Genomic DNA, 12,423 nt, shown 5'->3' with positions numbered 1-12,423 from the left:
CGCTGTCTTTGATCACGGTCACGGTGGTGGGGACGGACGGCAGGGTACGCGACCACTTCACCGGCACGTCGCCGACCTTGGGCAGGCGCAGCTTTCCGCCGTGGGTGATCTTCCATCCGGCGTTCGCGGTGAAGCGGATCGCCTGCCGCATGTCCCGCTTGGACTTGAACCGGGGCGCCCCCATCTTCGGGCGCTTGCCCTTGAGGCCGTCGAAGAAGTTCCGGTACGCGGCGTCCAGGTCCCGAAGGGACTGCTGGAGGATCACCGAGGACACCTCACCGAGCCACGCCCGCTGCGGCATCTTCTTCGACGCGGCCAGTCGCTTGGACAACTCGGCCAAGGTGACGAACGGGAGCCCGGCGGCACGGGCGTCCTCGCGGACGCGCAACGCGTCGTTGAAGACCACCCGAGCGCACCCGAACGCCCTTGCCAGCGCGGTGCGCTGACCGGCGCTCGGGTAGAGGCGGAACCCGTACCTGAGCCGCATAGCGATCACCATACATACGTGGTTCATGGCACCACGCTGGAACCCGAATCCCGCCGTGCGCACCGGCCGTCACGTTGTCTGCAACCTGCACGTCCACTTGGTTTTCGTCACGAAATACCGACGCAAGGCCATGACCGACGCCATGCTGACGCACTGCGAAGAGATCATGCGGGAGGTGTGCGCCAACTTCGAGGCCGACCTGCAGCAGTTCAACGGCGAGGAGGAAGCCACTGCTCGGCGGCCTTGGTGCACAGGCGGCCGAAGTTGGCGGGGTGCGCCTTGTCACCGGAGGCCTTCGCCGCACGCCGCCGCCCGTCGGCCGGGTTCCGCGAGATGTCGAGCACGATCCCGCAGCCCACCCCGCAGTACGAGCAGACCGTGCGGACGCTGCCGTCCGTCGAGCCGGCTGCCACCGAACCCCCACCCGCCGCGCGTGTACCGTGCCGGGGTGTCCCGCCGACGGCGGGCAACCCTACGACCAGCACCGTAGGAAGATCGAATTTCCGGCCCGTCACACACCGGGAGCGCCCGGGGTCAAGCCCCACGCACACGCCGCAACCGCGCCGTGTGAGGCCGGTGGGCCTCGACTGGGACGACGAGCACATCACGCGCCCATGTGGTGTGGCGCTGTTCGCCGGCAGCGCCTCGATGGAGAAGACGTTGCACGCCAACGCGGGTGCGCAAGGAGCAGCGGGTCGGGGCCAGTCCGGCCGCTGCAGCGGGCGACGGCGCGCTCGTGCTGGGCGCGGGCGCTTTCGACGGCATCGACGCGGGCGCCCCTGCGTGCGAGGTAGGCGGGGAACTTGCCGATCCCCGAACCGAGGTCCAGGACGCGGCGGCCGGGAAGAGCGCCGAGGACCTCTTGGCCCGGACCCGCGGCCGGCCAGTATTCCCACGCCAGTCGGCTGATGTCGGGAACCTTGGTACCCGGGGCCTGATGGTGGGTGCCATAGGCGTCCCGGGCGAGGAGTGTCTGCCGTTCGACGTGCCGGCTCGGCCCGTGGCCTTGCTGGGTGTTCAGGGCTGCGCAAGGATCGGGCGTGCAACGGCGGGGGGCGAAATGCCGAGTGCCGTCGACCTGAGGAGCCGCCGACCGTCAGGCCGGTCGGCCCTGGGGGCTCAGTGGCGGTCGTCAGCCGCGACCGTCACCGGTTCCGCTCACGGTGCCAGGGCCGCAGGGCACGTGGCGTCGTCGGCCGGGAGGCGTCCGGTGAGCAGATAGTGGCTGGCGTGTTGGTCCATGCAGGTGTTCCCGTCGAACAGGTATTGGCCGTGATTGCCGCCTCCGGCGACGACCAGGCGGGAACCGGCCAGTGCCTGATGCATGCGCCGCGCGCCCACGACCGGGGTCGCCGGGTCGTCCTTCGCCTGGAGCAGCAGGACGGGCGGCACCTTCGCCGAGCCGATCTTCACGGGCCGTGCTGCCGGCGCTTCCCAGAACGCGCACGGTGCGCTGTACCAGGTGTTCAGCCAGGCGAACAGCGGAGCGTCAGGGGCCGACGCCGTCGTGTCCCGGTGCCACGTAGCCCAGTCGCGGGGCCACGCGTCGTCCACGCAGTTGTAGGCGAGCTGGGCCGGGTCCACGCCGCCGAAGGCGAGCTGGTCCGTCGCGCCGAGCAGCGTGCTCGCATCCCCGCGCCGGTAATCCGAGACGGCCTGGGCCACGTTGCCCCAGTCCAGATCGGTGTACATGGCGGAGGCCAGCAGATCGTCGAGCTCGGCACTGCCGGCCCTGCCCCCGGCGGGGCGAGCGTCCAGTTGCTTGCGGACGGCGTTCCACGCGGCTGACACCTTCGCGGCACTGGCGCCCAGGTGGTACGTACCGTCCTTCTTCGCCCCCCACGCGAAGAACTGGCCGGCCCGGTGCTGGAGCGCCGGATCCTGCTCGTACTGCGAGGCATAGGTGGTGACGGTCGGATCGACGACGCTGTCCAGGATCATGCGGCCGGTGTGCGAAGGGAACAGCGTCGCGTAGGTGGCGCCGAGCTTCGTGCCGTACGAATACCCGAGGTAGTCCAGCTTGTCCCGGTGGAACGCGGCACGGATCCGGTCCATGTCGCGGGCCGCGTTCTCGGTGGTGATGTACGGCAGCAGGTCACGGGAGTTCGCTCGGCACTGCTCGGCGATCTTGCGCGCCACGGTGCGTCGCGCCTGCTCCTGCGCATCCGTCGCGGGCGTGTACGGCGCGGCCGGATGCTTGATCAGTTTCCTTGTGTCCCCGCAGGAGACCGGGGTGCTGGCACCGACGCCGCGCGGGTCGAAACTGACCACGTTGTACCGCATGGCGACACCCTGGGGCAGCGAACTCCACACCAACTTCGCCGTACCGATACCCGATTCACCCGGACCGCCCGGGTTGACCACGAGGGTACGCGGGGCGTTGACGTCGCCGGCCATCGACAAGGTGAGCTTGATCTGCCGGCCGTTCGGCTTGGAGTGGTCGAGGGGCACTCGGAGGGTGGAGCAGTAGGTACCGCGAGGTGCGTCGGAGCCTGCGGGGCAGGTGGACCAGTGGAGGGCCGCGGGCCCCGTGGCGGCCGACGCCGCGTCGGCCGCCTGCGGCCCCGCGAGAGCAACGAGCCCGAGAGCGGCAGCGACGGCCGCACCACGCCGTACGAGGGGAGAGGTCGCGCTGGGCAAGTGGTCCTGCTTTCAAGTCAGTTCGGCTGTTACCGAAAAGCAAGATGAGGCGGACGGCCGAAGGGTTGTGTTGCGGCAGCTGTTGCTCTCGGGCGGGTTTTTCGGCGAACACCTCGTCCGTGTGTCGCGCTCAGGCGAACAGCTCGCCGAGCAACTCGGGGCCGATGACGATGGGGGCGGGGCGGTAGGCGGGTGGCCGCGTGCCCATCAGCTCGCGCACCAGGAAGTCCCAGCAGTGCTTGCGGACGTAGGCCAGGCAGTCGATGAACATGTGCTCGGCCCCCGGCACGATGAGCAGCTCGAAGTCCTTGTCGGCGGCGAGGAGCCGGTCGGCCAGCCGCAGCGTGTGGTCCGGGTGGACCTGGTCGTCCAGTTCGCCGTGGATGAGCAGCAGCTTGCCCGCCAACCGGTCTGCGATGTCCACGTTGGAGGTACGGGCCCAGGCCTCGGGGTTGCCCGAGCCGTCGTAGGCCTCCACGAAAGCCTGGTTGAAGAAGCGGGCGTCGTGGTATCCGGAGAGGGCGACACCGGCCTTGTACGCCTCGGGGAAGTCCAGCATCGCCCGCGCCGCGGCGAACCCGCCTCCGGAGTGGCCGAAGGCGCCCACCCGGTCCAGGTCCATCCAGGGCCGGCTCTCGGCCAGCTGCTGCAGCGCCGCGACGTGGTCGGCCAGGCAACCCGCGTCGGCCAAGTGGCCGTAGGAGGCGTCGTGGAAGGACTTGCTCCGCCCTGGGGTGCCGCGCCCGTCGACCGCCACCACCACGAAGCCCAGCGCCGCGATGGGTTCGGCGTCGAGGCCCATCCCGCCGGGATCGAAGCACGGGTCGACCCGGTTGACCTGCGGGCCGGGGTAGATGGTGTCCACCACCGGATAGCGCTGGGCGGGGTCGAACCCCCGCGGCCGGTACAGCACCCCGTAGATGTCCGTCACCCCGTCGGCCGCCTTGACGCAAAACCGCTCCGGCGGCGTCCAGCCGGTGGCGCTGAGCTTGCTGATGTCGGCGCGCTCCAGCTCGACCAGCACCCGCCCGGCCCAGTCGCGGACTCGGGTCACCGGCGGGGTGTCGACAGTGGACGCGGAGTCGATGAAGTACTCCTGGCCGTCCGGCATGGTGACGACGTGATCCAGCTCGTCGTCGGTGACCTTGGCGAAGCCGGAGCCGTCCAGAGCGACGCGGCACACCGTGCGCCGGTACGGATCCTCGTCCACCAGCCCGGAGGCGATGAAGTACACCACCCGCTCGGCCTCGTCGACGCGCAGGATCTGCCGCACCGCCCACTGCCCGGAGGTGACCTGCCCGAGCAGCGCGCCGGTGCGCAGGTCGTACCGGTACAGGTGGCCCCAGCCGTCCCGCTGCGAGTACCACAGCACCTCGTCGGCCAGCACCCGCACGATCGGCGGCTCGTACAACCACTGGTTGGGCTCCACCCGGGTGACCCCGGTCTCGCTGAGCACAGTGGTGACCTCGCCGGTGTCCGGGTCCAGCCGGTGCAGGGTGAGCGTGCGCAGGTCGCGCGGCTGGCTGAGGTAGTACACCGCCGAGCCGTCGGGGGCCCACCACGCCCACTTGCCCGTGACCGGCGACAACTGCGGCATGAGCAGCGGCTCGGCCTGCGCGCGGACCACCCTGCCCTCGGCGACGTCCAGCACGACCAACTCGGCCTGCGGCAGTTGCTCGTCCCCGGCGTAGGCGTAGCGCTGGGTGCGCACGAGGGGCGCGCTGCCGTCGGCGGGCCTGGCCTCTATGAGGTGGGTCTGCCGGACGCCGCGCTCGTCGGTCCGATGCGCCAGCACCTTTGTCGAGTCGGGCGACCAGGCCACCGCGGGCGGCAGGTGCGGCAGGCCGAACTTGCGCAGGAGGGTGCCGTTGCTCGTGCAGTCCGGGCCGGAGCCGTACTGGTGGTCGGGCCGGCCGTCGGTGGTCAGCGCCCACTCGCGGCCGTCGGCCGGCGAGCGCGCCCACAGGTCGTGCCCCCGCCGGGACACCGCGAACTTCTTGTCGGGTGACGGCACGTCCATCGGGTTGCCGGGCGGTGTGAACTCGGCCCGCTCACAGCTGTAGTTGTCCAGGCGGCAGCGCCAATGCTCGCCGAACGCGTCGAACTCCACGGCGTTCCCGGCCAGTTCGATGGCCATGAACGGCAGGGCCTCAGGGTCGACCTGTTGCCCGGAGGCGGCGGCCAGCGCGGCGGCGAGCAGGGCGTGGTCGAAGGCGGGCTCGCGGGTGCCCGCCGCCGGGTCGACCAGCATGAACCGCCTGCCGACGCCATTGCTGACCGCGTACCAGAAACGGGCGCCTCCGTCGATCCACTGCGGCCTGACCTTGTCGCCGATGACGAGCTCGCCAGGGCGGACGGGTCGGCGGAGGAGTTGCTCGGCGGCCTGGTAGTCCTCAGTAGTGCTCATTCCTTTTTCCTTCCTCGGTGTCGGTATCGGGCCTGCCGGATGGATGCTCCGTCAGAGGCTGCGGGCGGTGATGTTGCCGTACGCGGTGGTCGCGCGGATGTTCAGGTCGGCGGCGCCTTCGGTGTTCTTGAGTGCGTTGTGAATCCGGCCGTAGGTGGTGCCGGCGTCCAGGGAGGCGGAAACTCCGTGGGCGGCGCCGACCGACACGTCGCCGGCCTGGGTGGTCAGCACGACGGTGCCGCGCACGGCCTCGGCGATGTGGATGTCGCCCTTTTGGGTGCTGATCTCCGCGGGGTCGCCCAGGCGGCCGACCGAGACGTCCCCGGCGAGGAGGGTGAGGCGGGCGCTCGCGGCCTCGTCGAGCTTGACCGAGCCCTGCGCGCCCTCGAAGGCGACGTCGCCGAACCGTCCGACGCCCCGGAACTCGGCGCTGGCCGCCTTCGCCTCGATGCGGGAACCGGCGGGCAGCTGGACCGTCACCTCGATGGATCCGGAAGCGCCCAGGATCTGGTTCTTCGCCGAGGCCTCGATCCGGAGGACACCGTCGCCGTATGCGACCTTGGTCTGCTCCGCCGCCTTCACGTCGCGGCCCTTCGAGGCGTCCGCGGGCAGAACCTCGACAGTGGTGTCGGCCCGGTCTGCGGCGATGAACTGGACGCGCCCCGCGGGGATGTCGAGGACGGCGGAGATCGGGGCGGGGGTGTCGAACTTCTGCATCGTGGTCTCCTACTGCGCTTGTTGTTTCTGACGCCGGAAACGCTACGTTGCGTTCAAGGATGGCGCAACGAGTTCGTTGCACTACGTCAGTATTAGTGCAGGTCAAGGGCTAATTATCGTTGCAATAGATCTGGAGCTAACGCAACGTCAGTCATCCTCATCGTTGCATTGGGCCTGGAGTGAACGCTATGCTGGCGGCATCAGGAAAGCGTGAAGGGAGATCGCGATGCCGGGAGGCAGGCTCACCCAGCAGGAGCGCCAGCAGATCGCGCTGGGGCTGGCCGACGGGCTCGCCTACGCGGAAATCGCCAGACGTCTGGACCGTCCCACCTCGACGATCACGCGTGAGGTGATGCGGAACGGCGGCCCCACCGCCTACCGTGCCGACCTGGCCCACCGCGCCACCGAACGCCGCGCGCACCGGCGCAGGCAGGCCGCGCCCCGGGACCCGAAGACACCCCCGCAGGCCCACGGACGGGACGCCGAGGCCGTGCGCGAGTACGAGGAGATGTTCACCACCCTCCTCATGCAACAGGGCCTGCCCAAGATGATGTCGCGGGTGCTGACCTGCCTCTACACCACCGACGCGGGCAGCCTCACCGCGTCCGAACTCGTCCAGCGCCTCCAGGTCAGCCCGGCGTCCATCTCCAAAGCGATCACGTTCCTCGAGAGCCAGGGCCTCATCCGCCGGGAGCGCGACGAACGCCGCCGCGAGCGCTACGTCGTCGACGACGACGTCTGGTACCAGGGGATGCTCGCCGCCGCACGGTCCAACGCCCGGCTCGCCGAGACCGCACGGCAGGGCGTCGGCATCCTCGGCCCCGACACCCCGGCCGCCGCCCGCCTCGAGAACATCGCCCGCTTCGTCGACTTCGTCGGCGAGAGCATCGCCCGCGCCGCGGAGCAGGCCCGCGAGATCCTCTACACGAAACCCGAAACGACGTCAGGCGGCAGTGCCACGCCGAGTTCGGACCGCGGATAGACGGCCGTCTCGATGGTCACAGTCAGTCGTGCCCGCGCCGGATCCTTCTCCCTGGGCCGATCCCATCGCGTGCCCGCCAGGCGGCCTCGTTCATGCGGGGCCCGTGGGGTCGGCAAAATTCGGCCGCGTGTCGATACAACCGCCTGGACGCGGCTTGTTGTCGGCCCAAGGGTGCGAGACGCGACAGTTCTGCGTTGAAAACCGCGCGGAGGACCGGCCGCCGCCGGGGCCCTCCGCGCGGCTTGGCCGAACGGGTGACTCTGGGACTTGCAAACAGCACCCGGACCCGCCATAGGGGGCAGGCGGGGTCAGATGTGTCCGAAGAAGAGACTCCCCGCAGCGTTCGGGTCGTTCGAGTAGAAGTACTCGTGTGCCGCCCGGATGAACTCCTGCCGGGAGATATGACCGTCCCCGTCGAGGTCCAGCCTGTGGAAGGTCTCGATTGCGTCGGGCTGAGCAACAAGCCGCTGCTGATCCAGTTCCTGCCGTTCCTCGGCTCGGCGTTCGTGCCGGCCGACTCGATGTCGCCGGGCCTGCGCTGGTTCGCCGAGTACCAGCCGTTCACGCCGATGACCGAGACGCTGCGCGGCCTGCTCTCCGGCTCGGAGATCGGCAACAACGGCTGGATCTCGCTCGCCTGGTGCGCCGGAACGGCCCTGGCCGGCCATCTCTGGTCGCGCTCGCTGTTCAACAGCAACACCAAGCGCTGAGAGCCCGTCCCGGCGGGGCCGCCCCCTGTCCGTCGGGCCGTCGTTCAAGGTGCCCCTCCTGGTTCCGCTTGCGTGCGCACATCGCGCCGCAGTGGTCATCAGCCCCACAGGAGGAGAACCGTGAAGTACCGCACGCTGGGTCGAACCGGTATCAAGGTGCGCCAGAACTACGGATGCGGCAACGGCGGCTATCTGTACGGCTACCCGAACAAGACAGCGGCCCTGTGGACCACCTCCTATCTGGCTCCCAACAGCGGCGCCGGCGTCTCCACACCCATCAGCACGGTCTACCAGTAAGCAGCATGATCAGGGGTCGGACACGAGGAGCCGGTACCCGACGTCGATGGTGTCGAGCGTGAGCAGTTCGGCCTGACGTGTGTGCCAGCGGCCGGTCGCCAGGTCCTCGGCGAGCCGGGTCAGGCCAGGAGTGATGGTGTCCTCACTGGCCTGGGCGAGCATGGAGATTCCCGCGCGCACCTGGGGGTCGAGGTACGCGCTGGGGCGGCGCCAGTATGCGGCACCGAATCCGTCCAGGCAGTCATGGGGGATCCAGACAGGTTCCTGACGCGCTCCGCCGAGCAGGGCGGCCAGCTGGTCGGTGGGTGTGGCTCGGGTGTCGTCGTACGCGGCTGCCTCGGGGAGGTAGTCCCGGACGAGCCAGAAACGCTCACGGAAGATGTGCTGGTTCCACGTCAGGATGACGATACGGCGGCGGGCGACCCTGCGCAGTTCGCCGATTCCGGCTGCAAGGTCGGACCAGTGGTGGACGGTCAGCAGGGCCATCACGGCGTCGGCGGCGTTGTCGGCCGGCGGGAGGCGTTCCGCGACCGCCTGCACAGCGGGCGCGGATCCCGGCGGCCGCTGGGCAATCATGACCTCGCTGGGTTCAACCGCAAGGGTCGTCTGCGGCGGTTCGTACGAGCCGGTGCCCGCTCCGACGTTGATCACATCGGTGCCGGTCCCGAGTGCAGCGCATATCTGCGCCGCGATCCGCGGGTCGGGCTGTCGTGTCCGGGCATACGTCGTGCCGAGTGAGTCATAGGTGGCCATGCCAGTCAGTATGCGAAGCGGGTGTGCTCCCCGGCCCGCTTATGCACTGACAACGGCCGACACGGTGACCTGAGTTGTCGTGCGTGATCAGGCAGCGGGCGAGTTCGAGCAACGCTTCGTGGACGTCGGCTCGCCGTTCCCAGCGGATCCGCAGGCGTCGGAATCCGTGGAGCCGGGCGAAGGTGCGCTCGATCTCCCCCGGGCAGGTGCCCAGCCCCGTGCCATGCCGCGTGCCGCGTCGGGCGGTGGCCGACACGATGCCTCGGTCGCGGACCCGGTTGGGCACTCCGGGAAGGATGCGGTGCACCACCGCCCGACCCATCCGCACGGCGTACGAGCGCGCTCAGCTGACAGCAGCGCCGAACCACTTGGGCAGCTGCTCGAGCAGTCCCTGCTGGTCGTCACCGACCCACGCCACGTGGCCGTCCGGCCGCAGCAGTACCGCGGGCACGTCCAGTTCCTCGCTGACATCGACGACGTGGTCGACCCGATCCGCCCAGCCCGCCGACGAAAGCCGGCCGGTCTGGTCGAGCAGCAGCCCGCGGCCGCCGCGCATCAGCTCGTACAGGCGCCCTCGTTTCAGCCCCAGGTCCCGCAACCGGCGGCCGAGCAGTTCGTGGCCCTCGCCGAAGTCGTAGCGGACCTCGATCGCAGTGATCTTCCCGATCAGGTACCGGTTCACCTCTTCGAAGTCCATCAGTTCCGACATCAGCCGGCGCACCGCCTGGGGGCCCGGCTCGGTGGACAGCAGCTCCATCTGCGCGCGGGTGTTGTTCAGCACTTCGGCGGCCACCGGGTGCCGTTCGCTGTGGTAGCTGTCAAGGAGATCCTCCGGTGCCCAGCCTCCCACCGCGGCGGCCAGCTTCCAGCCGAGGTTGAAGGCGTCCTGGACGCCGAGGTTGAGGCCCTGCCCGCCCATCGGCGGGTGAACGTGCGCCGCGTCGCCGGCCAGCAGCACCCGGCCGACCCGGTAGCGCTCGGCCTGCCGGGTGGCGTCGCCGAAGCGGGAGAGCCAGCGCGGTGAGTGCACGCCGAAGTCGGTGCCGGCGAACACCCGCAGCTGTTGTTTCACCTCCTCGAGGGTCGGCGGGACCGAGCGGTCCTGGGCCACCCCCTCGGCGGGTACGACGACGCGGTGCACCCCGTCTCCCATCGGCCCGACGCCGAACCGCTTCTGGGTCTTGCGGACTTCGGCCACCACGGCGGCCAGTGTCTGAGGCGGCACGGCCACCTCCATCTCGCCCAGCAGCGTATCGACCCTGGTGGGCTCACCGGGGAAGCCGACGCCGAGCAGCTTGCGCACCGTGCTGCGGCCGCCGTCGCAGCCGACGAGGTAGCGCGAGCGCAGCTGTGTGCCGTCGGCCAGCTCGGCGGTCACCCCGTCCTCGTCCTGGCTCAGCCCGACCAGTGCGCAGCCGCGCCGGATCTCTGCGCCGAGCTCGCCGGCACGCTCGGCCAGCAAGCGGTCGGTGGTGGGCTGTGGGATGCCGAGGACGTAGGGATGCGTGGTGTCCAGGCGGTCGGGCGCGGGCTTGTCGATGGCGGCGAAGAAACCGCCGAGCGGGTACTGCCGGCCGTGCGCGAGGAACCGCTCCAGCAGACCGCGCTGGTCCATCACCTCGATGCTGCGTGCGTGCAGACCGAGCGCGCGGACCACCTTGGTCGGCTCCGCCTCCTTCTCCAGCACGAGCGCATGCACGCCGTGGAGCCGCAACTCGCAGGCGAGCATCAAGCCGGTCGGTCCGCCCCCGACAACGATTACGTCAATCATCCAAGCCCCCCACTCAACATGTTTGCATTCCGGCCGGCTGCTCCGCGCAGTCCGGCGGAGCGCGCACCCGCAGGTGTGCGCCAAGTCCCCGCAACCGCAGCGCGAGTCCCACCCGCGGTCCGGCGTTCCGGAGACCCACGTGCCGTCAAAAAGCGCGTACGTCGTGAATCCCTGATTTCCGCAGTTCCCGGCCTCGGCCGGAGATTCTGCATCACGCCCCGGGGCTTGCCGCAAGGCCCCCCGTGCGCTATAAGTTGAGAGTGGCAAGGAGTGGCTGACTCCTTGCCTTTGCTTTTTCTCGTTCGCAGCGGACGGACAGCTGCTCCCGAAGCGGTGACGCGCCGCCTACGGCGATGCCGCTGCCAACCGCCGACCGAACACACCCGGGGGCTCGTCCCTGGCGTGTTCGTCTCCCGCGAAGACGGTCGCAGGTCACGGCTGCGCCTGCCAGGGTGTGCTCATGAAGACGACACCGGATGGACGGCCTCTTCCGCCCGCGCATGCCGACGAGCGTGCCATGCTGGAAGCGTGGCTGGACTTTCACCGCGCGACACTCGCCCTGAAATGTTCGGGCCTCGAAGATGATCAATTACGGCTGGCTTCAGTGGCACCGTCGTCGATGACGCTGCTGGGCATCGTTCAGCACATGGCTGAGGTCGAGCGCAACTGGTTCCAGCGTGTGTTCGCAGGCCAGGATGTGCCCCCGGTCTTCGGGGAGAACAATGGCGACGGCTTTGCCCTTGAGCCGGACCGAGGACTCCACGAGGTGATGGCTGCCTGGCAGGCGGAGGTCCATGGCGGACGCCAGCGCATTGCTGACGCATCGCTGGACGACTGTGGTCACCTGTCCGAACAGGAAGCGGGTCACGTCGGCGATCAGGGGGTCTCCCTCCGCTGGATCATGGTGCACATGATCGAGGAATACGCACGGCACAACGGTCATGCCGATCTCATCCGCGAGCGGATCGATGGAGTGACCGGGGCGTGAGGCGTGCTTGCGCGGTGAAGGGCCGCGCATCGGGGGTGCAGGCCGACTGCCCCGGTCGGCCGACGGCAGGTGGTCAGCCCCTGGTGCAAAGGATCAGCGGGAGGGTTTGGCGACAGGTCCCGCAGCCGGGGGCACGGGGCAGGCGTGCCCGTGCCCGTGGGGGGAGGGTTCACCGTGACGGGGTGCGCGACTTGATCACGATCGGCGAACTCGCCGCTCGAACCAGACTCAGCCGGAAAGCCCTTCGCTTGTACGGAGACCGGGGGCTGCTGCCACCAGTCCGCGTCGACCCGGTGACGGGATTCCGCTACTACGGCCCCGACCAGGTGGAGTGCGCCCGCCGCATCGCACTGCTGCGGGCAGGTGGAGGCGGTCGTGGAGCCTTCGGGCGACCTCGGTGTACGCCTGGAAGCCGCGCACCGTGAGGCGTTCATCCCCCTCACCAAGCCGGAGCAGGGCCATCCCGCCGTGCTCCCGGCCCACGACGCACTCGCCGGCTGGCTGACCTCGCGCGGGTTGTCCCTCAACGCCTGCGCGCGGGAGATCTACTACCCGAGCTGGGCCACCGCGAGGGCGGGCGAACACGTCGCCGATGTTGCCCATCCCTTCGAGGGAGTCTGAGAGGGCGGGGCGCTCACCGGACGCCGCAACCTCGCGAGCTGGTGCGCGCT

The 12,423-nt window shown here is 69.7% G+C and carries 13 protein-coding genes and 3 pseudogenes; 7 read left to right on the top strand and 9 right to left on the bottom strand.

Features of this window, described 5'->3' with window-relative positions:
• A partial coding sequence (locus AB0A61_RS20660; RefSeq protein ID WP_361293830.1) for a transposase occupies nt 1-487 on the bottom strand: 487 nt, incomplete at its 3' end.
• A gap of 25 nt (nt 488-512) precedes the next feature.
• On the opposite strand from AB0A61_RS20660, the pseudogene AB0A61_RS20655 reads away from it, so the two are divergent.
• Nucleotides 513-650 (top strand): annotated as a pseudogene (locus tag AB0A61_RS20655) (IS200/IS605 family transposase); the annotation flags it as partial.
• A gap of 46 nt (nt 651-696) precedes the next feature.
• Here the strand turns inward: AB0A61_RS20655 and AB0A61_RS20650 are convergent.
• The 4 genes from AB0A61_RS20650 to AB0A61_RS20635 all read right to left on the bottom strand — a co-directional run bounded on the left by AB0A61_RS20650 (nt 697) and on the right by AB0A61_RS20635 (nt 6,251).
• Nucleotides 697-900 carry a hypothetical protein gene (locus AB0A61_RS20650; protein WP_361293797.1) on the bottom strand — a complete coding sequence of 68 codons (204 nt, stop codon included), beginning with the start codon at nt 898-900 and terminating at the stop codon, nt 697-699.
• A 745-nt stretch (nt 901-1,645) separates the two neighbouring features.
• Nucleotides 1,646-3,127: an alpha/beta hydrolase gene (locus tag AB0A61_RS20645; protein ID WP_361293794.1), complete on the bottom strand. Its 1,482-nt coding sequence runs from the start codon at nt 3,125-3,127 to the stop codon at nt 1,646-1,648.
• A gap of 130 nt (nt 3,128-3,257) precedes the next feature.
• On the bottom strand, nt 3,258-5,534 hold the full coding sequence (locus AB0A61_RS20640; protein WP_361293791.1) for a DPP IV N-terminal domain-containing protein: 2,277 nt from the start codon (nt 5,532-5,534) through the stop codon (nt 3,258-3,260).
• A gap of 51 nt (nt 5,535-5,585) precedes the next feature.
• Nucleotides 5,586-6,251 carry a DUF4097 family beta strand repeat-containing protein gene (locus AB0A61_RS20635; protein WP_361293788.1) on the bottom strand — a complete coding sequence of 222 codons (666 nt, stop codon included), beginning with the start codon at nt 6,249-6,251 and terminating at the stop codon, nt 5,586-5,588.
• Between the two features lie 226 nt (nt 6,252-6,477).
• Here AB0A61_RS20635 and AB0A61_RS20630 point away from each other — a divergent pair, with 226 nt between their 5' ends.
• Complete coding sequence (locus AB0A61_RS20630; protein ID WP_361293785.1) at nt 6,478-7,233, top strand: helix-turn-helix domain-containing protein; 756 nt, start codon at nt 6,478-6,480, stop codon at nt 7,231-7,233.
• A gap of 308 nt (nt 7,234-7,541) precedes the next feature.
• On the opposite strand, the gene AB0A61_RS20625 is transcribed toward AB0A61_RS20630, so the two are convergent.
• Nucleotides 7,542-7,658 (bottom strand): hypothetical protein, encoded by a 117-nt coding sequence (locus tag AB0A61_RS20625; RefSeq protein WP_361293827.1) that lies wholly within the window; start codon nt 7,656-7,658, stop codon nt 7,542-7,544.
• A gap of 30 nt (nt 7,659-7,688) precedes the next feature.
• Between AB0A61_RS20625 and AB0A61_RS20620 the strand changes: the two are divergent.
• Together AB0A61_RS20620 and AB0A61_RS20615 are read left to right on the top strand one after the other, a co-directional pair.
• Nucleotides 7,689-7,943, top strand: a pseudogene (locus tag AB0A61_RS20620) (ABC transporter permease); the annotation flags it as partial.
• Between the two features lie 120 nt (nt 7,944-8,063).
• The gene (locus tag AB0A61_RS20615) at nt 8,064-8,240 is read left to right on the top strand and encodes a hypothetical protein (protein WP_361293782.1); all 177 of its coding nucleotides are present in this window, start codon (nt 8,064-8,066) and stop codon (nt 8,238-8,240) included.
• A 9-nt stretch (nt 8,241-8,249) separates the two neighbouring features.
• Here the strand turns inward: AB0A61_RS20615 and AB0A61_RS20610 are convergent, their stop codons facing one another.
• From AB0A61_RS20610 to rox, 3 genes and pseudogenes are all read right to left on the bottom strand, one after another.
• Complete coding sequence (locus AB0A61_RS20610; protein WP_361293779.1) at nt 8,250-8,993, bottom strand: methyltransferase domain-containing protein; 744 nt, start codon at nt 8,991-8,993, stop codon at nt 8,250-8,252.
• A gap of 85 nt (nt 8,994-9,078) precedes the next feature.
• Nucleotides 9,079-9,270 (bottom strand): annotated as a pseudogene (locus tag AB0A61_RS20605) (IS5/IS1182 family transposase); the annotation flags it as partial.
• A gap of 66 nt (nt 9,271-9,336) precedes the next feature.
• Nucleotides 9,337-10,764, bottom strand: a complete 1,428-nt coding sequence (gene rox, locus AB0A61_RS20600) for a rifampin monooxygenase (RefSeq protein WP_361293776.1) — start codon at nt 10,762-10,764, stop codon at nt 9,337-9,339.
• Nucleotides 10,765-11,224: 460 nt separating this feature from the next.
• On the opposite strand from rox, the gene AB0A61_RS20595 reads away from it, so the two are divergent.
• From AB0A61_RS20595 to AB0A61_RS20585, 3 genes are read left to right on the top strand one after another with little or no spacing between them, the layout of a single operon-like run.
• Nucleotides 11,225-11,752, top strand: a complete 528-nt coding sequence (locus AB0A61_RS20595; RefSeq protein ID WP_361293773.1) for a DinB family protein — start codon at nt 11,225-11,227, stop codon at nt 11,750-11,752.
• The gene (locus tag AB0A61_RS20590; RefSeq protein WP_361293770.1) at nt 11,749-12,177 is read left to right on the top strand and encodes a MerR family transcriptional regulator; all 429 of its coding nucleotides are present in this window, start codon (nt 11,749-11,751) and stop codon (nt 12,175-12,177) included. The genes AB0A61_RS20595 and AB0A61_RS20590 overlap by 4 nt, the downstream gene beginning before the upstream one ends.
• On the top strand, nt 12,128-12,373 hold the full coding sequence (locus AB0A61_RS20585; protein WP_361293767.1) for a hypothetical protein: 246 nt from the start codon (nt 12,128-12,130) through the stop codon (nt 12,371-12,373). Before AB0A61_RS20590 ends, AB0A61_RS20585 begins: the two co-directional genes overlap by 50 nt.
• The last annotated feature ends 50 nt before the right edge of the window (nt 12,374-12,423 follow it).

Origin of the sequence: Streptomyces sp. NPDC046197 (genome assembly GCF_040646295.1) — a bacterium.
Taxonomy (GTDB): domain Bacteria; phylum Actinomycetota; class Actinomycetes; order Streptomycetales; family Streptomycetaceae; genus Streptomyces.
The sequence above is the reverse complement of the archived record's forward strand: the minus strand, read 5'-3'. Positions and strand labels throughout refer to the sequence as shown.

Bases quoted from the DNA above. Each gene is read 5' to 3' on its own strand.
- AB0A61_RS20640 (WP_361293791.1), bottom strand. From the start codon at position 5,534: ATGAGCACTACTGAGGACTACCAGGCCGCCGAGCAACTCCTCCGCCGA.
- AB0A61_RS20635 (WP_361293788.1), bottom strand. From the start codon at position 6,251: ATGCAGAAGTTCGACACCCCCGCCCCGATCTCCGCCGTCCTCGACATC.
- AB0A61_RS20630 (WP_361293785.1), top strand. From the start codon at position 6,478: ATGCCGGGAGGCAGGCTCACCCAGCAGGAGCGCCAGCAGATCGCGCTG.
- AB0A61_RS20610 (WP_361293779.1), bottom strand. From the start codon at position 8,993: ATGGCCACCTATGACTCACTCGGCACGACGTATGCCCGGACACGACAG.
- rox (WP_361293776.1), bottom strand. From the start codon at position 10,764: ATGATTGACGTAATCGTTGTCGGGGGCGGACCGACCGGCTTGATGCTC.
- AB0A61_RS20595 (WP_361293773.1), top strand. From the start codon at position 11,225: ATGAAGACGACACCGGATGGACGGCCTCTTCCGCCCGCGCATGCCGAC.